We start from the raw sequence: 19,693 nt of genomic DNA, 5'->3' as shown, positions 1-19,693 counted from the left end.
TAATATCATCGTATTAGCTGTACCCAACCCTTAATATCCTGAACAGCATTTTGAGGATCAACCGTATCAAAGGTGACTTTAGCCAGGTAGTAATACGTGCCAGAGGCTAATAAATTGCCATTGTCACCGCGTCCGTCCCAGTTGATAAGGATCGGACTCAGACCTGCGATGGCCGGTTCAGTCCTTGATCTGGCGGAGTAAGAGAACACTGGTCTTCCCCAGCGATTGAATACTTGAAATTCTACACCCAGTACAAAACGAGCACATTTTTCCACTTCAATACGACCACAGTCTCCTGTAAACTGACCGTCTGCACCAAGCGTGCCTATGTCATTATAGGCCTGGAACAGCTCATTGCACTGGTCGCCATTCGGTGTGAATACGTTGGGTAGTTCATAGTAGGGACAGTTATCCACGCATATCGTATTACTGAATTCACCTCTATTGCCGGAACGGTCCACGGCCTGTATTTTATAGCACCCTTTAAAAGAGGGGAGGTCTTCGTGAATAAAGCTTTCCGTAGCTACAGAGTCAATGGCCCTAAACTCACTTTCAGTGGTTTGAGCGTAATATATCACGTAATACCTGATGTCGTTTTGGCAGGCATCCCCACTGAAGTCCGTAGTCCAGGTCAATTCATTGGAGAAATCATTAAAACTACAGGTGTTTCTAGCCAGAAAATCATCACAATCCGGGCCATCGACTGTTAATATCGGGGCACAAGGAGGGGTATCATCGGCAGGTTGCGAGCAGGTAACCTGGGAAAAGTTTAAAAGCGGTCTTAAACCCGTCTGTATTTCAGGGTTTCCATAGGTGCCTTTTGTTAGTACCCGGTAGCAATAGACCTGGTCGGGTTCCAGGTTGTTATTATCAAGATATTCAAATCCTGATTGACTGGTATCTATGGTCGCGATACGCTGCATCTGACTTTCTGGTTCATTTTCACGCCTCCTGAAAATTTCGTGGAATATGTTCGGAGGATTTATAACGACATTAGACCAGGGGACATCAGCACTCCATGTCAGGCGTATTTGGCCTATTTCCGGTGTTGCCTCCAAACGGACACTGGAAGCTACTTCAGAAACAAGGTCATCTGTAGTACTTCCGGGGTCAATTAATGTAACGCGATAATTATAGACATTGTCGAGTGTGTTTAAGCCTGTGTCCACAAAGCCTATACTGTCGATAGTCGGATCACTATCGGGTACCTCGATCTCACCTACTGTGACCAGGTTTACATCTCCGCTGAAGCCATCTGCCCGTTCAATGCGATAGGTGAAGGGTGGAGTCAATGTACCTGAATCCAGGGGTGCATGCCAGGCTACTACCATTTCACCGTCTGTGTCATCTGTTCGTTGCACTGATACATGAGTGATCACAGGGGTTTCTGCCGGTACGAACTCAAAGCAAATTTCATCGGATACTTGGCCAGGGAACTCGCCAGACTCGTCAGAGAAAGTGGCTACGAGGCGATAGCATAATTTAGCCCCGGGAATCAGATCATTGTCCTCATAGGAGGTAGCTGACTGTGGTACGGTGGTAAGTAGTTCGTAACCAGCATCTTCCCTGATCCCAATTTCACACTCATCAGGTGTATAAGGGTTAGAATCCACCCGGCGCCATATCTGTATGGCGTCGGCACTTTGACATTCGTAGCTGTCCCACTGTAACTGCAGTCCTTGCCCCATGGGTTGAATAGAATTCCATTCCGGCTCAGGACCAATGACTGTAATGTTCCAATCATCAAAACTTACTAAACTGGGCCCATTATCCGGGAAATCAGAAGTTTTAAAGATGACACTGTAAGGTGCTCTTCTTACATCAAGGCACTCAGTGGTCCAGAGAAAGTTCATAAACCCCGGGTTAGGTTGCCGTAACCCGTCACGGTCTACCGACGCCCCGGAACCGTTTTCAAAAAGTTCGGAAGCCGCTTCTATCATTACATCGTCCCCATCAGGATCAGAGCTTGTGATGAGTTCATTCAATGTAGTACCGGCTACAACGCAGATATCTTCCGGTGCCTGTACTTCCGGTCGTTCATTGTCACAGTCTTCTACTTCGATCTGCATATCTCTTCTGACAAACCCGGTCGGGACCCATTCCGAAAACGTTCCAACCGTGACAAACCGATATTTTTTCACCACAAAAGCTATCGTATATTCACCAACGAACCCGGGAGAGTCCCATTTGATCTCCCCTGTAATAGGGTCAATGGTGATGTCCGGTGGACCGTTGCGATCCTCGTTTCCCTGGTTGAAGTTGGAATAGAAACCCGGGTTTATGACCTCAATATGACCTGCTGCGTTGGCATTTAAAGACATTTTAGGTACGACCAGTTCATACGCCAGGCTATCACGATGCCCTGCGGCTACATCAGGACTAAAAGCACCTGCATTATGGAAAAAAGCAACGCCTGAACATGCTCTGTCAATGGGAGGGATCAAAAAAACAGGGGAATTGTTAATACCGATCGAATTATCAAACACAACTTCCGTTTCAATATGGAAAGGGATATCATCAGGAATATTCTGAATGTCGTCATTTCTGTTTGCTTCGGTGTAGGTAATAAGGTAATTACCTACTGACCCATAGAGCCATTTCACTGTATATGTGATCTGAGAGACATTTTCTCCCAGATTGCTCACATCAATAGGTTCTTGGCTGAGGATGGTGCCCTCCGGGGTAGCCGTGTAAGCAAACCCGTTGGCCAGCTGTGACGGCAGCCTGAACTCGTCGCGATCGCCCACTTCGCCAAAAGAGAGCTGGCCATCACCGAAAAGAGCAGTAATGCCCGGCTCCGAATCAGTGAACACAATGATAGTCACTTCTACCTCCAAACCCCCTAATCTTCGAACCACTATCTCACCAGCCCTGAGGTGAGTAGCCTGTGCCTGTTGTAAAGACAAAAATCCGAAAAGGATAAAAAAAGAAAATCTAATCACCTTCGATCGTGTCATTCGCAGGAGGAGGTTAACGTTTTTTTAAGATACTAAAAATCAAAACGTTTTTTTTTGTAATTAGTTCCAATCCACGAAAGTGGTAGGTCCTGCTAAAATTGAAATAGAATAACCGCCCAAGCATTAATTAACCAGACCAATCACTATATTTCAAAGTTGTATCCTTCTTTCAGTAGTTTCTTACAGGTATTACGATCCAGCTTATACATAAAAGAGCCTTTTCTGGAAGTGGTTTTATCTTTTTTATCCGTAGCTTTTAATAGTCCTGAGCCTAATATTTTCTTTCGAAAGTTGCGGTCATCAATCCTTTTTTGGAAAACAGCTTCATATGCCTTGAGCAATTGCGGTAGCGTAAATTCCTCAGGAACTAATTCAAAGACTACCGGCTGATGTTGTGCGCGCTCCTTTAATGTCTGTATAGCGCGAGATACCATTTCTTTATGGTCCAGGACCAATTCGGGTACCTTGTCCAACGTAACCCATTTTGCGGTGTGATTCCTTACCTGGATCCGGTCATTAAGAGGATCAATTTTCATCAGGTTCCAGTAGGCTACTGAAATTACCCGGCCACCGGCATCACGGTTAATATCTCCAAAGCAATATAACTGTTCCATGTAGGTGTTTTGAAGGTCCGTTAATTCAGAAAGCACTCGTTGAGCAGCCTCATTAATAGATTCATCAGGTTTGATAAAACTTCCTATTAATGACCACTTTCCGGCAAGCGGTTCAACTTCTCGTTTAAAAATTAGAAGCTTAAGCTCATTTTGATCGAAACCAAACACGATACAATCTACTGCTATGAGAATTGAAGTCTGCTCCTTATATAAAAACCGCTCTTTTTTCATTAAGCTCAAGTAAAGTTGAGATTGAATATAAGGTGTAAACTAAAAAATTCCAATTTAAACGTAAAATATACGTTTAAATTATTACTTTAGGGTGTCATGAATTGTTTTAGCACTTAATGTGGGATAATTCAGGGTTTATTGTTAATTACTGTTCGATTTATTAAAGTTACTTTCTAAGTATCCGACATCACACTCTTATGTTACACCTAATCATTCAATTATGAACTTTGGTACGATTGACATCGCTATTTTTATTGGTTATTGTCTTTTAATTGTAGCCATTGGTTTACTGGTCTCCCGCGAGAAGAAAGGCCATAAAAAAGATTCAAAAGATTATTTTCTGGCCAGTAAGTCATTACCCTGGTGGGCCATAGGTGCTTCACTTATTGCATCTAATATTTCTGCTGAGCAATTTGTGGGTATGCAAGGCTCCGGTTTTGCCATGGGGCTTGCCATAAGCACCTACGAATGGATGGCGGCCGCAACGCTCATCTTAGTAGGGATTTTCTTCTTACCTGTTTTTCTGGAGAAGCAGATCTATACCATGCCTCAATTTCTGGAGAAACGATTTGACAGTAGGGTAAGAACCAGTTTAGCCGTGTTCTGGTTGTTGTTATATGTTTTTGTGAATCTGTCGTCCGTGCTGTACCTGGGAGCGTTAAATCTGGAATCTATTTTGGGGATAGATTTTGTAACAGGCATGATCGGACTGGCCGTTTTTGCCGTAGTATATTCTCTTTATGGCGGACTGAAGGCGGTGGCCTGGACAGATGTGGTGCAAGTGATATTTCTTGTAATAGGCGGGCTGTTTACGGCGTATTTATCATTAGAGCTGGTAGGTGAAGGTGACTTTATTCGTGGACTGACAGATTTACGAAAAGAGGCTGTGGATCATTTTACGATGATCTTTGAAAAAGGAGAGTTTATGATACCTGACGGAGATGGCGGCAAAAAAGATGCGTACCTCGACCTCCCGGGATTGACCGTTCTTTTCGGTGGGATGTGGATCGCCAACATTGGCTACTGGGGGTTTAATCAATACATCACCCAACGTGCATTAGCCGCGAAAGATATTCACCATGCACGAAACGGATTGGTTTTTGCCGGATTCCTTAAATTGTTAATGCCATTGATCGTAGTAATACCTGGTATTGCTATGTATGTGCTGGTAACCCGCGAGGGGGGAAGTGGTGAATTTACTGCAGCCATGACAGATAGTGCGAAAGGAATTATTAAATCAGATAAAGCATATCCTGTGCTACTTAATATCCTTCCTGTAGGACTAAAAGGGCTTTCATTTGCGGCGCTTACAGCAGCGATAGTTTCTTCATTGGCTTCTATGATCAATAGTACGGCCACCATATTTACCATGGATATTTATAGAAATTACATCAACAAAGAGGCAAGTGAATCTAAATTGGTGGTTACCGGGCGTGTGGTAGGTGTAGTGGCATTGGTACTGGCCATGTTCACGGCGCCGCAGTTATCCAGTTTTGATCAGGTATTTCAATTCATTCAGGATTTCTCCGGATACATTTCACCGGCTGTTGTCGCCATATTTATGATGGGGATCTTTTGGAAGCGAACTACATCAAATGCTGCATTGATTGTTGCGGTATTAGCCATTCCTTTGGCCTGGGCTTTTGGATTGATTGATGATCTCCCATTTTTAGATCGTATGGGTATTGTATTCTGCCTGCTGCTGTTTATAATGATGGGAGTTAGCCTGATGGACAAGAAACCGGACCCTTCAAAAGTGGTTAATATTAATAAACCTTGGTTGCGTTATGGCATGATAGGTATCATCATGGCCACTATAGGAGTTCCTATCTATCATGGCCTGGGCTTGTTGGGTTGGTCTTATGCCATACGGGGTATTATTACATTAGCCGTCATGGGCGCTATGCTTGTTTCTCTGCTCAAGTTCCAGACTAAGACGGAATCCGCTGGAGAGTCTGAGTCAATGGATGATAGTTGGTTTGAATTAAGTGGTTCTTTTGTTACAGGGACCATTTTAATATGTGGAATATTAGTAGCCCTGTACTGGGTGTTTTGGTAAAATGGATTATAACAATTACGAAAGGGTATTTAAAAATAAGTTTAATGCTCAACCTATCCTGGTAAGGTCGCCGGGAAGAATAAATATAATAGGAGAACATACTGACTATAACGGCGGCTTTGTAATGCCTGCTGCCGTTGATAAGGAAATGGTGTTGGCGGTAGCTCCAAATCATACGGATGTTGTTCGGGTCTTTGCCCTGGATTTAGACGAGGAAGTCAGCTTTTCGATTTCGAAAGTTTCAGAGGTCACCGTGGAGTGGGCAAAATATATAGCAGGTGTTATGGACCAGTTTCAAAAGATGTCACTTCCAGTAGCAGGCTTTGATTGTGTTTTTGGAGGGAATATTCCTTTAGGAGCAGGAATGTCATCCTCTGCAGCCCTTGAGTGTGGTATTGGGTTTGCCATGAGCGAGATGTTTGATCTGAAAGTACCCCCCATGGAGCTGGCACTTGCAGGACAGCGTGCAGAAAATGAATTCGTTGGAGTGAACTGTGGTATCATGGACCAGTTTGCCAATGTCTTTTCAAAAAAGGACCAGGTGATCAAGTTGGATTGCCGGAACCTCAGTTACGAATATGCACCGGCTGACTTAAACGGCTGTGAATTGGTACTGTTTGATACCCAGGTAAAACATGCCTTGGGATCTTCCGAATATAATGTGAGAAGGAGCGAATGTGAAGAAGGTGTAGCACTTATGGCCCAACATTATCCCAACGTATCTTTGCTTAGAGATTGTACCATGGAAATGCTTGAAGCTGTTTCAGGGCTTATGGCATCTAGTGTCAGGGCGCGTTGTGAGTATATAATCACAGAGATAGAACGTGTGAGACAGGCTTCAAAGGCGTTGTCAGCGGGTGATGTAAAATATTTGGGAGAATTGATGTATGCCACTCATAAGGGCTTAAGCACCTTATATGAAGTGAGCTGCGATGAACTGGACCTGCTGGTGGACCTCACACAGTCGATGCCCGGCGTATTAGGCGCAAGAATGATGGGAGGTGGATTTGGCGGGTGTACCATTAACCTGATCGATCAGGACCAAACCTCAGATGTGATCAATCAAGTGAAAAACGGATACAAGAACCAATTCAATAAAGCCCCGGAAGTGTATAAAGTTAAAATATCACAAGGAACCGGAAAAGTTAAATAATACTGTGATCAAGTATACTGTTGCATAATGATCATTAGCCTTTATTAGATATTAATATGTGGCCTTTCAGATGTTCATTGTCCATCGCTAAAAAAAGACTTAAGGCGATCACATAGAATATTAATAAAATAAGTACATTCAAAGGTTACATTGTCGCTGTTATGACAGGGCATGTATGATTATTATATTCTTAACCAGACCATCGATAAAAGTGGCGACGACAATCAAAGACATAGCCCATGCATTGGGATGTTCACCATCCACTGTGTCAAGAGCTTTACATGACCATCCCCAAATTAATGAGGATACCAAGAAAGCTATTCGGCAAATGGCTAAGAAAATGAATTTCCAAATCAACCAGGTTGCCGCCGGCTTACGAAAGCATAAGACATTTTGTATTGGTGTAATTGTACCTAGTATTTCTAATTACTTTTTTTCTGCCACATTAAGTGGCATTCAGGATGCTGCTTCCAAACGTCAGTATCAGGTTTTGGTCTGCCAAACCAATGAGTCGGTAGTAGAAGAGGAACGATATGCGAGAGCATTATCAGCAGGACGTGTCGATGGTATCTTATTATCTGTTTCTATGGATTCACAGAAACATGAGCACCTCACCGACTTGTTGAGTCAGAAGATACCGCTTGTATTGTTTGACCGAACGATGGACAAGTTGGATGTGTTTAAAGTGGAAGCAGAAGATTATGAAGGTTCTGTAAGGGTGACTGAGCACATGATCAAAAAGGGCTGTAAGAAAATAGCTTATCTTGCCGGGCCGGAAAGTTTAATAAATAATAGCCGAAACCGCTTGGCAGGCTATTGTGACGCTTTAAAAAATAATGGGATGGCCTTTGATAAATCCCTTATGCGGGTATGTGATTTTGATAAAGAAAAAGCCAGAGAAGCTGTAAAAGAACTTATGTCACAGTATTCCGATATAGACGGAATATATGCGGTAAATGATGAATTGGCGGTAGAAGCTATTTTAACACTAAAATCCTTAGGGATTGCGGTTCCTGGCCAGGTGTGCGTTTCCGGATTCGGTAACTATCCTATTGCCGAAATTGTAGAGCCTCAATTGACTACCATAGGACACAATCCATATCTTATTGGCTATAAAGCTGCGGAACGGATCATGGGGGAGATTCACAGGGACGTTTCTTTGGGAAACGACCCACGCATTGAACTCGTCAAATCTTCATTGATAGAGAGAGGGTCTACCGCCAGATAGCCTAATAGTCAGAAATTACGATCTATTGATGCGAAGTGAATTTCTACGATTCACTATCGCTATCCGTACTTCCACTTTGATATAAACTATGGACGGTGTGTATGTTTCTTTCTTCTGCAATGAAAAAATCATGTTCCATCAGTCCTTTAAGGATCTTATTATCGGTGACTTTGAGGTCTCCGGACTTTTTTTCCAGATCTCCTGCCAAGGTGATACTTTTCCAGTGCATCCAGTCACTGCAGGTATCTCTGGGTAAATTTGCACCAGTAGCATCTTTTGAGAAGGCTATGATAGACCTTTCAGTGGAACAATAAAACATATGAGCAGTAATGATCACTTCCATATACACTATTCAACGAGGTGTAAAGATATAATTATTAGCCTCTTAAAATGTTTTAATCAACGATAAAGAAAGTGAAATCTAGAGAAATTTATTACATCTAATTATAATGTCAATAAACGTACTTATCTTAACCCATACCGGCTTTGTTATACTGTCAGGACAGGCCTTGCAATCAGGTAGTATATACTTTGATTATTTGTAAAATTTATTGCTATTGAATGTCAAAAGAGGCAAAACCCATTGATCAATTAATAAAGAGACTGAATATTCTGGAGGAAAAGCACGCTACTTTTTCTCTGGAAATTGAACAGCTTAGAAGAGAGATAAGGGCATTGGTGAATGAACCGTCCGGGAAACCTGTTCCTCTTCCCAATGTCCCCTCAGAACCAGAGCCACCCATAGTGGCAGCCAGGAAAACGCCTCAACCTGTTGCTCACAATATCAGTCAAAAACCAAAAAAGGCGGAACCTTCAAAGCTTAAAGCGGATTTTGAGAAATTTATTGGAGAAAACTTAATCAGCAAAATAGGTATACTCATCCTTATACTGGGGGTAGGTATCGGAGCTAAGTATGCCATTGATAATGAATTGATCAGCCCGCTGACCAGGATTAATTTGGGGTACCTGGTGGGGCTTGGGCTTCTTGCCACGGCATTTAAATTAAAGGAGAAATACAGTAAGTTCAGTGCAGTTCTGCTAAGTGGAGCAATGACTATTTTGTATTTCATTACTTTTTTGGCCTATGCCACCTATGAATTACTTCCACAACCCGTAACATTTGCCTTAATGGTTGTCTTTACCATCTTTACCGTGCTGGCTGCTATCAATTATAATCGTCAAATAATTGCGCATTTAGGTTTGGTAGGGGCCTATGCAGTTCCTTTTTTATTGAGTACCGGTGAGGGTAATTTTGTAGTTCTATTTATGTATATGGCCGTTATTAACGGGGGAGTGTTATTTGTCGCTTTTCAAAAATATTGGAAGGGGCTGTACTATTCTTCCTTTTCCATTACCTGGCTTATATTTTTCATATGGACTGCTGGTAATTATACTGTAGACAATCTTGGCACAGGGTTGATCTTTTCGACGCTCTTTTTTGTCTTGTTCTACCTGATATTAATGGCTTACAAAATACTGAAATCGGAAAAGTTTCAACGGTTTGATATTGTGCTGCTATTGGGAAATGCTTCCATCTATTATGGGTTTGGATATTATTTTCTGTCTGAACATGAAACAGGCAGCCAGTTGCTTGGAGTATTTACCCTGTTCAATGCTATTCTTCATTTTGGAATAGGTGTATTGCTGTATAAACGCGAGTTGGCCGATAAACAGCTTTTTTACTTTGTAGTAGGCCTTGTACTTACTTTTGTTACACTGGCCATTCCGGTACAATTGGATGGCAATTGGGTCACTTTGCTGTGGGCGGGGCAGGCAGCATCCTTATTTTGGGTGGGCAGAACAAAAAGACAATCCTTTTATGAGCAGCTGTCCTATGCTCTGATGGCGTTGAGTTTCTTTAGCTTATTGCAGGATTGGGATAATCATATGGTCGGGTTCTACCTGGATGAAAGTAGTGAGATAGCTATGCCTGTTTTCAATCTGGCATTTGCTACTTCATTGCTCATAGCGGCTTGTTTTGGTTTTATTTATTATATAAATACTCAGGAAAAGCATAAGCCTCATCAGGAATCAGGTATTAATGCCTGGTTAAAAGTAGTGAATTATGCTATACCTTCTATTTTACTCATTATCATTTACAATACTTTTCGGTTGGAACTGTCTAACTACTGGCAGGAGCGTTACTTGCTTTCTGAAATAGAAAACCACTATAATAATGATCTTCTGGACATTGGAAACCTATGGAATATGAATTATTCTATGCTTTTCATGGCTGTTTTGAGTTTCATGAATTTAAAGCGATTCAATCATCGGATTTTAGCCGCTATTACGTTGATTATCTCAGCATTGATCATCACTGGTTTCCTTTTCACAGGACTATACCTGCTCAGTGAATTAAGAACAAGCTACCTTGAGCAAACACTCAGCGAATATTATATTATTAGTGCTATGAACATTGGTATCCGTTACCTCTCACTCTTATTTTTAGGCGTACTGCTAGCGATAAGTTTCCTACAGGTAAAGAGGTTTTTCAATAAACCACTTTATACAAGGATACTGGAGTTGTTTATGACGGTCTCGTTCTTATGGATATTGAGCAGTGAGCTGTTGAACCTGATGGATATTTTCGGTTACCAGGAAACCTATCGTTTGGCTTTAAGTATACTTTGGGGTGTGTTTTGTGTAGGGCTCATCATTATGGGGATTGCCAAAAAGAAACGCCATCTCCGTCTTGCCTCGATCACCTTATTTGGCATCACTTTATTGAAGCTGTTCTTTTACGATATTGCCGGTTTGGACACTATCTCCAAAACCATCGTATTCGTTTCACTGGGTATTTTACTTTTGGTTATTTCCTTCTTATATAATAAATACAAACACCTGATCTTTAATGAGAGCGAGTAACCTTATTGTACTACTTTTAATTTTTATGTGTTCTATTACATTATCCAGAGCACAATGGCACGATTATCAATATATCAGGCCCCTCACCGATGTTACGGGGCAATGGCATGCCATTAAGCTGCCAAAAGATATCTATGGTAAGGTGACGAACGATCTGGAAGACATCAGGATTATTGGGATAAATGAAAAGGACACGTTTGAAATACCTTTTCTAATAGATCGTCCCAAGACAGAGAAAAAAGAAGTAGCTTTTGATATTATCAATAAAACAAGTAATGCTGCCGGATTTTATTATACGTTCAGTCTAAAGGGCGACACTGTAATAAACCACTTAAGCCTGAGGTTCCAACTTACTAATTTTGATTGGAAGGTTAAGCTGGAAGGTGGTAATGGTCTGGACGAATGGTATACTATTCTGGATGACTATCGCATTTTATCCATCAAAAATAATGTCACCGATTACCGATTTACCGAGCTTCGTTTCCCTGAAGCGAGGTTTCGTTATTTCAGACTGTTTATACCTGGTAAGCGGGAACCCGAACTGGAAAGTGCAGTTTTAGCTAAAAACGAGGCTTTGAAAAAAGCATATGACTTATATGACGAAATAATACTGAATACGGTCATCGACAAGGACAAAAAACAAACACTTTTGACCCTTGACCTGGCTAACCCTGGCCGTATTTCCTATTTGAAATTTGACGTGGAGGATGACATAGATTACTACCGGCCTTTTATTGTTAAGTATTTGGAAGATAGTATACATACAGAAAAAGGATGGAAATACCGGTACCGTTCTGTTTACCAGGGTACATTAAGTTCGTTAGGGGAGAGGAAGTTCTTTTTTCCCGCTCAAACCACCCAAAAATTGCAAGTATCTGTAACGAACTTTGATAACCAGCCACTTACTATCACAAGTATTGAAGCTGGGGGAGAGGTGAAAAAACTTCTGGCCAGGTTTAACGGGCCTGGCGAATATTATTTGGTGTATGGTAATAGAAAAGCACGTAAGGGTAGCTATGATATTGAAAATTTTAGGTCCAATATACCTTCAGACATAACAAAGCTGTCGTTGGGGGAAGAAAAAAAAATTATGAAAGCTGTCGCCCAACCACCTTCGCCATTGTTTGAAAACCCAATTTGGTTGTGGGCTGTAATGCTCGTAATTATAGCATTACTGGTGTTGTTTTCTATGAGAATGCTTAAATCAAAATAACGGTTTTATTCCTGTTTAAATTTTTATGCGGATTGGAGTGCTTTCCGTTGAACCTGACTTTTGTCATGTTTTGTTTGATTCGGACGGTCTATATTTATAATGTATTTCGCCATTGGGTAAATAGCGAAGTAATCCAAACGTGGCTGTCAGTAGTTTGGACTTTCTACTGGTAAGTCAACACTGACCAACCTAAAGGCGAGTTTAGCTCGCCTTTATTTTTTCAGAAAAGTTTGACAGATGACTCTCTTGGGTAAGGAAGTACAGGTAGTCATTTCATAATACTATTCGATGATGTATTACACAGTATGTGACTACCCTGTAATTACTCAACCTGGTAAAGCCAGTAAGGGTAGCCGAGTGTGTAGTATGATTTTCCTGCTTAGCGTTTTGTTGAAAATCAATTCGAACAGGTTGTGTTTTCTTGGCATTACTACGATCATATCAATGTGATGCTCTTGCGCATATTCCTCCACACCTTCTTCCAGATTCTTATGCTTCAGGACTTGATAGACATGGGGTATTTTTTTTAGATATTGCTCAAATCGTTGTGCCTGCTCCAATTTAGGTCCTGAGATATCATTTTCTTCTGAAACATGTAATACATGGATCTTAGAAGCAAAAATGAAGCAAAAGTTCATTAATAATGTGAGATCTTCCGGAACAGTATTTTTGTAATCACTGGCAAAAGCAATTTGCCTTGGGCTTTTGAAAGAAGCTTTTTCGGGGATGGCCAGTACGGGGATGCCACTGTTTCTGATGACTGAATAGGTGTTACTGCCTATGATCATTTCTTCCAGGCCGTGCGCGCCCTTTGTTCCCATAATGATCAGGTCTATGTCATGTGAATTTACTACAGCAGATATAGCATCATTCACAAAACTTCTTTTGACAACAGTGGTGTAAGGTACATTAGCCAATGAGGGTACCTTTTTCTTAATCTGGGCGAAACGTATGGTTACATCTTCTTCTATGCCATGCGCCAGTTCATTGACTATACTTCCTGATCCTACATCATTATGCATCATAGATGTATTGAGGGTGTGCATTAATACTAGTTCACTTTTCATTGCTTCAGCTAATCCTGTGGCATAGTCAAGTGCATTGATAGAGCAATCTGAAAAATCTATGGGTATTAATATTTTTTTAGGCGACATCTTACTATTCTGGTTAAGGTTTTCATCTGTTCTGTGCCATATTAACAGCATTAGCACGTCGAACTTTTGACTTTTTAATGAAATTATACGCTCAGATAGATAGTAACCATGATAGGGGTCAAGAGTGAATGTGATTTATATCAATAGAAAAGAAGAACGTATAAGAAAAATGAGGTATTATGTTGATTATCAATGATGTAATATTTAAGAAAGATGGACTGGAGTTGAGTTTAACAAGATAAATGTTAGAATTATTCTTAGCAGCATATTTAAAATTTAAGCTAATTAAATTATTAAAAACTAAAAATATTAGTATTTTTGATTTCTGATATTATTACTATTGAACATCAGGAATGTATCTCAACACCCACACATACTATAGCTTCAAATATGGCACGTTATCCGTCAAAGAGCTATTGGCAGAGGCAATGAAGTATGAGTTAGGTACTCTGGTACTTACAGATATAAACTCTACTGCTGCTTGTCTGAGTTTTGTAAGACTGGCTGAAAAACACAATATTCGGCCGGTCCTTGGAATTGATTTCAGAGAGGGCACAAGACAGCAGTTTGTGGGTATTGCTCAAAATAATGAAGGTTTTAAAGAACTGAATGACTACCTATCCCGTCATCTACACGCAAAACATCCTATAACAACTAAAGCGCCTGCTTTCCATCACTCCTATATTATTTACCCCTTTCACATTGCTTATAACAAAGATGTCATATTGAGAGATAATGAGTTTTTAGGTGTTACTCCCCACGACCTGAATAAACTTAAATTCTCCAAATGGAAAGATCGGCTGGAAAAGCTGGTGGTACTCCAGACGGTAACATTTCGTAATAAGCGAGATTTCAATGCACATCGGCTGTTAAGGGCTATTGATAACAACACCTTACTCAGCAAATTATCAAAAAGTGAGGAAGGGAATGTTGAACATCGGATGCTACCAGTTCCGGAATTGGCAGCTATCTATGAGGGTTACCCGGAGATCATCGAAAACACCCGACAACTTTTACATTCTTGCAGTATTGATTTTGAGTTTGGGGATGAATACCCACATAAGAACAAAAAAACATATACAGACTCTGAAGAAGAAGACTATCGGCTGATCTGTAAACTGTGCGATGATGGGATGAGCTATCGCTATGGAGATCCGGGTAATGCTATCCTTGATAGGTTAAAGAAGGAGTTAGAGATCATTAGAGAAAAAGGGTTTATATCTTATTTCCTGATCAACTGGGACATCATAAACTATGCCCGTAGCCAGGGATATTTTTATGTAGGACGTGGGAGTGGTGCTAATAGCATTGTAGCTTACCTGCTGAAAATCACTGATGTTGACCCCATAGAACTTGATCTTTACTTTGAGCGTTTTATTAATCTTTACCGAAAAAATCCTCCTGACTTTGATATTGATTTTTCCTGGCGCGATCGTGAAGATATCACCCGGTATATTTTTGAACGCTTTGATCATGTTGCTTTACTGGCTACTTATAGTACGTTCCAGTTTAGAGCTGTGGTACGTGAGCTGGGAAAAGTATTTGGCCTGCCGCCTCATGAAATAGACCGCCTTGCCGGAGGAAATGCTTCGAAAAATGATAAATACAGCCAACTGGTGCTACGATATGCGCAGCTTATCCATGGGTTTCCCAGCCACCTAAGTATCCATGCAGGAGGCATCTTGATCTCAGAAAAACCATTACATTATTACACTGCCACAGATTTGCCTCCGAAAGGATATCCTACTACTCATTTTGATATGATCATAGCCGAAGATGTAGGATTGTACAAGTTTGATATTCTTAGCCAGCGGGGATTGGGAAAGATCAAAGACACGTTAGCCATCATTCCGGAAAACAATCCGGAAGCGCTTCCGATTGATATTCATGATATGAAACGGTTTAAGTGCGATCCTGCTATAAAACACCTGCTAAAAGAAGCCAAAGCTATTGGATGCTTTTATGTAGAATCACCGGCCATGCGTATGTTATTGAAAAAGCTCCGAGCAGATGATTACATGGGGCTGGTGGCCGCCAGTTCCATCATCCGGCCCGGTGTAGCTAAGTCCGGTATGATGCGGGAGTATATTTTGCGATTCAGACAACCTGAGCGTAGAAAAGATGCTCATCCGGTAATGTTGAACATCATGCCGGACACGTTTGGAGTAATGGTGTACCAGGAAGATGTGATTAAAGTAGCCCATTATTTTGCTGATCTTACCCTGGCTGAAGCAGATGTACTACGCAGGGGAATGTCCGGAAAGTTCCGTTCACGGGAAGAGTTCCGGAAAGTAAGAAGAAAATATTTTGAAAACTGTCGCAAGAAAGGATACCCGGATGAGTTAGCGGCAGAAATATGGCGGCAGATAGAAAGTTTTGCCGGGTATGCTTTCTCCAAAGGGCATTCAGCTTCTTATGCCGTAGAAAGCTATCAAAGTCTGTTTCTCAAAGCTTATTACCCTCTGGAATATATGGTGGCAACGATCAATAATTTTGGAGGGTTTTACCGTACAGAACTTTACGTACATGAAGCCAGGATGCATGGGGGCACTATTGTCCCCCCTTGTGTAAACAAGAGTAGTGCCCAAACATGCATCTCCGGAACCCATATTTACCTGGGGTTTAACCTGATCAAGGAACTGGAACACAAGATCATTGAACAGTTTGAGACGGTAAGGACACGCGATGGGGTGTTTCAGGGACTTGAAGACTTTGTAAACAGGGTGAGTATCTCATTAGAACAGTTAATATTACTGATCAGAGTAGGAGGGTTTGCATTTACGGGGAATCATAAGAAAGAATTACTCTGGAGAGCACATTTTTTATTGGGAAATGGCAAAACGAGTGATGCCACTCCTCATTTATTTGATATCCCTGTGAAACGGCTTACGCTGCCTAAACTCTCTTTTGAAGAAATAGAAGATGCCTTTGATGAAATGACACTACTGGGCTTTCCTCTTTGTAGTCCTTTTGAATTGCTGAAAAAACCTTTAAAGAGTACACTGTGTGTTGGCCAATTGCCAGCATACCTGGGGAATATAGTAACCATAGTAGGCTACCTGATTGTCATAAAAAATACAAATACTTCAAAAGGGCAACGAATGTATTTCGGTACGTTCCTTGATCTGGAAGGGCACTTTATTGATACTGTCCATTTTCCGCCTGAAGCTATTCAATACCCTTTCAGAGGTAAAGGAGTGTATACCATTACCGGTAAAGTAGTGGAAGAGTTTGGCTACCATACCATAGAAGTTACTGCTATGGAAAAAGAACTGTATATGACAGACCCCCGATATAGTGAAGAAAGTCTCACCCAAACATTAAGTCACCGGTGATCCGGTGTTGCGTCAATGGTTAAATAACATATCCGATGTAGATTATGCATAGTATTTGCAGGAACCAGCATTATTCGATGAGTTGGCAATAAGCAAAAAACAGTAAGTATATAGTACGTCATAAAATTTTGCCAACCGTTTGTTGCCTACAGCCGATCTTATTATCGGTTAACCATTGTGTTCATTGTAAATGATGATTGAAAATAAAGATAATGCAAATGTGATAGGACACTAGTGCCTCAGCCCTCTTCCTGTTAAGCATAGCTTGTAATGTGCCATTCCTGTAAAAACCTGATCAACTACTGGTAATTATTCGCAAACCTTTAATCTTTGCAGTCGTTAGCGACATAGACAACCCTAAATTATAAAATGAAGCAAAGATTTTATTTCGTTGCGCTGCTTGCACTATTTGCTTTTAGTGAAACCAAAGCCCAACGCCCTTCAAAGCCGGATGCCGCACATATCCTTCTCAAACTAAAAAAATTAAATTTCCTGGGGACAGCACTATATGTAGCTGCTCACCCCGACGATGAAAACACACGTCTGATCGCTTATCTCGCTAATGGACGGTTGGCGCGTACGGCTTATCTTTCATTGACACGAGGGGATGGGGGCCAAAACCTGGTAGGGCCGGAGATACGCGAAGGACTGGGGGTTATCCGTACGCAGGAACTACTGGCTGCTCGCAGAATGGATGGAGGCCAGCAGTTTTTTAGTCGTGCGAATGATTTTGGATATTCTAAATCAACAGAAGAAACGCAAAAAATATGGAACCGGGAAGAAGTACTTTCTGATGTAGTATGGGTTTTTCGCAAGTTCAAGCCAGATGTAATTATCACACGCTTTCCACCTGACTCCAGAGCAGGGCACGGACACCACACTACCTCCGCTATCTTTGCAGAAGAAGCTTTTAAACTGGCCGGAGATCCGGACAAATACCCGGATCAGCTTAAGCATGTAGACACATGGAAGCCAAAACGGCTCTATACAAATACCGGCAGATGGTGGAACCCTGATATGACAGGGGATGAACCCGGAGTGCTTACAGTAGATGTCGGACAATACAATGCCCTGTTAGGTGAATCCTACACTGAAATAGCTGCACGTAGCCGCAGCCAGCATAAGAGCCAGGGATTTGGTTCTACCGGTTCTCGAGGAGAGTCAAAAGAATTTCTGGAATTCCGGGTAGGGAACCAGGCTAAGAAAGACCTGTTTGAAGGCATTGATACATCATGGAAAAAAGTGAAAGGTGGTGGAGACATTGAAAAAGCGGTGCTGTCAGCGATTGACCAATATGATCCTTCAAACCCTGCCGCTATTGTACCACTACTGTTAACGATAAAAGAAAAGATCACAACACTTCAAGACGGGCATTGGAAAGCCATCAAACTACAGGAGGTAGATGTACTACTCAAAGATGTGATGGGACTTTACCTGGAGGTAACGGCAAATGATCATACCGCCGCCCCCGGTGAGAAAATAGTATTGAATGTGGAAGCCATTAACCGGTCAAGTAATGGGATAAAATTGAAATCTATTCATTTTGCTGACCTTGCAGATTCAACTGTGAATACCCTACTGGCTAATAACGTACGTATGCAGTTCAAAAAGGAGGTGATCATTCCTGAGAGTTTTACGGACTCTCAACCTTATTGGCTTAAAGAAAAAGGGAGCCTTGGCATGTATAGGGTAGAGGAACTGGCCTTACGAGGAACACCTGAAAATACACCTGCATTGATGACTACCTTTGAAATGGATATTTACGGAAATGCAATTACATTCCAGGTACCGGTGGTTTATAAGTGGAATGACCCTGTAGATGGCGAACTGTACCGTCCTTTTAATATCACTCCTCCCGTCTTTGTTAATATAGATGACCTTGTCTATATTTTTCCATCGGAAGAGGCCAAAGAAGTAGTGTTAAAAGTGAAGTCGGGAAAGGAAAAACTGGCAGGAGAACTATACCTGCAGTTGCCATCCGGATGGAAGTGTACCCCTGCCAGGCATGAAGTACAGTTAGAACGGAAGGGAGAGGAAAAGAAATACAGTTTCAGCGTATTTCCACCTTCGCAACAAAGTACGGGTGACTTAAAAGCTGTGGTTTCATTGGAGGGGCAAACTTATGATAATAGTCTTCAAGTGGTTGAATACGATCATATTCCAACGCAAATGTTGTTACCTAAGGCTACTACGCGATTGGTGAAAATTGACATAGAGCGTAAAGGAGACCTGGTAGGTTATATCCAGGGGGCGGGAGATGCTGTGCCTGCCGCATTGAGGGAAATAGGCTACGAGGTATGGGAAATGAGTGAAGAAGATATCACACCGGAAAACCTGGAGAAGCTGGATGCTGTAATCCTTGGGATACGTGCTTTGAATACGAATGACCGTATCAGCTTTTATATGGATGATCTTTTAGCATATGTAAAGAAAGGTGGCACCATGATCACGCAGTATAATACCAGCCGACGTTTGAAAACAGATAATTTTGCTCCTTATCCGTTAAAGCTTTCTCGTGCCAGAGTAGCCGAAGAGGATGCGACGATACGTATTTTGAACCCTGAACACCCTGTGATGAATGAACCTAATAAGATCACTCAAAAGGATTTTGACGGATGGGTGCAGGAAAGAGGGTTGTATTTTCCCGGAGAATGGGATGAACGATATGAGGCGATATTGTCCAGCAACGATACGGGAGAAGATGCGCGTGATGGAGGGCTGCTTGTAACAAAGTATGGGGAAGGTTACTACATCTATAGCGGTTATTCCTGGTTCAGAGAGCTGCCGGCGGGTGTACCCGGGGCCTTTCGCCTTTTTGTAAACATGGTTTCACTGGGTAACGAAAAGCCTGAACAAATCAAGTACGGACATAATCAGAACTAAT

Annotated in this window: 11 protein-coding genes; 7 read left to right on the top strand and 4 right to left on the bottom strand. The window is 41.6% G+C overall.

Annotated elements, in window-relative coordinates; genetic code table 11:
• Positions 1-5: 5 nt before the first annotated feature.
• Entirely contained in the window at positions 6-2,957 is a 2,952-nt protein-coding gene (locus tag FNH22_RS24545; RefSeq protein ID WP_143401150.1) for a gliding motility-associated C-terminal domain-containing protein, read from the bottom strand.
• A 143-nt stretch (positions 2,958-3,100) separates the two neighbouring features.
• Positions 3,101-3,802 carry an NUDIX domain-containing protein gene (locus tag FNH22_RS24540; RefSeq protein ID WP_143401149.1) on the bottom strand — a complete coding sequence of 234 codons (702 nt, stop codon included), beginning with the start codon at positions 3,800-3,802 and terminating at the stop codon, positions 3,101-3,103.
• Between the two features lie 220 nt (positions 3,803-4,022).
• On the opposite strand from FNH22_RS24540, the gene FNH22_RS24535 reads away from it, so the two are divergent.
• The 3 genes from FNH22_RS24535 to FNH22_RS24525 all read left to right on the top strand — a co-directional run bounded on the left by FNH22_RS24535 (position 4,023) and on the right by FNH22_RS24525 (position 8,242).
• Positions 4,023-5,861: a sodium/sugar symporter gene (locus tag FNH22_RS24535; RefSeq protein WP_143401148.1), complete on the top strand. Its 1,839-nt coding sequence runs from the start codon at positions 4,023-4,025 to the stop codon at positions 5,859-5,861.
• Between the two features lies 1 nt (position 5,862).
• Positions 5,863-7,014 carry a galactokinase gene (gene galK, locus FNH22_RS24530; protein WP_143401147.1) on the top strand — a complete coding sequence of 384 codons (1,152 nt, stop codon included), beginning with the start codon at positions 5,863-5,865 and terminating at the stop codon, positions 7,012-7,014.
• A gap of 211 nt (positions 7,015-7,225) precedes the next feature.
• Positions 7,226-8,242 (top strand): LacI family DNA-binding transcriptional regulator, encoded by a 1,017-nt coding sequence (locus tag FNH22_RS24525; protein ID WP_185154387.1) that lies wholly within the window; start codon positions 7,226-7,228, stop codon positions 8,240-8,242.
• Positions 8,243-8,285: 43 nt separating this feature from the next.
• Here the strand turns inward: FNH22_RS24525 and FNH22_RS24520 are convergent, their stop codons facing one another.
• Positions 8,286-8,585, bottom strand: a complete 300-nt coding sequence (locus FNH22_RS24520; RefSeq protein ID WP_143401145.1) for a hypothetical protein — start codon at positions 8,583-8,585, stop codon at positions 8,286-8,288.
• 218 nt (positions 8,586-8,803) lie between these two features.
• Here FNH22_RS24520 and FNH22_RS24515 point away from each other — a divergent pair, with 218 nt between their 5' ends.
• Together FNH22_RS24515 and FNH22_RS24510 are read left to right on the top strand one after the other, a co-directional pair.
• Positions 8,804-11,107, top strand: coding sequence for a DUF2339 domain-containing protein (locus FNH22_RS24515; RefSeq protein ID WP_143401144.1), 2,304 nt, complete (start codon positions 8,804-8,806; stop codon positions 11,105-11,107).
• Entirely contained in the window at positions 11,094-12,320 is a 1,227-nt protein-coding gene (locus FNH22_RS24510) for a DUF3999 family protein (RefSeq protein WP_143401143.1), read from the top strand. Before FNH22_RS24515 ends, FNH22_RS24510 begins: the two co-directional genes overlap by 14 nt.
• Positions 12,321-12,646: 326 nt before the next feature.
• Here FNH22_RS24510 and FNH22_RS24505 read toward each other — a convergent pair whose 3' ends face one another.
• Positions 12,647-13,474, bottom strand: coding sequence for a universal stress protein (locus tag FNH22_RS24505; protein WP_185154386.1), 828 nt, complete (start codon positions 13,472-13,474; stop codon positions 12,647-12,649).
• A gap of 353 nt (positions 13,475-13,827) precedes the next feature.
• Here FNH22_RS24505 and FNH22_RS24500 point away from each other — a divergent pair, with 353 nt between their 5' ends.
• Complete coding sequence (locus FNH22_RS24500) at positions 13,828-16,809, top strand: DNA polymerase III subunit alpha (RefSeq protein ID WP_143401141.1); 2,982 nt, start codon at positions 13,828-13,830, stop codon at positions 16,807-16,809.
• Between the two features lie 369 nt (positions 16,810-17,178).
• Positions 17,179-19,692: a PIG-L family deacetylase gene (locus tag FNH22_RS24495; RefSeq protein ID WP_143401140.1), complete on the top strand. Its 2,514-nt coding sequence runs from the start codon at positions 17,179-17,181 to the stop codon at positions 19,690-19,692.
• Position 19,693 lies beyond the last annotated feature (1 nt).

Source organism: Fulvivirga sp. M361 (assembly GCF_007097395.1).
Lineage (GTDB): Bacteria > Bacteroidota > Bacteroidia > Cytophagales > Cyclobacteriaceae > Fulvivirga.
Note: the sequence above shows the minus strand (reverse complement) of the source record. Positions and strands in the feature narration are given on the sequence as shown.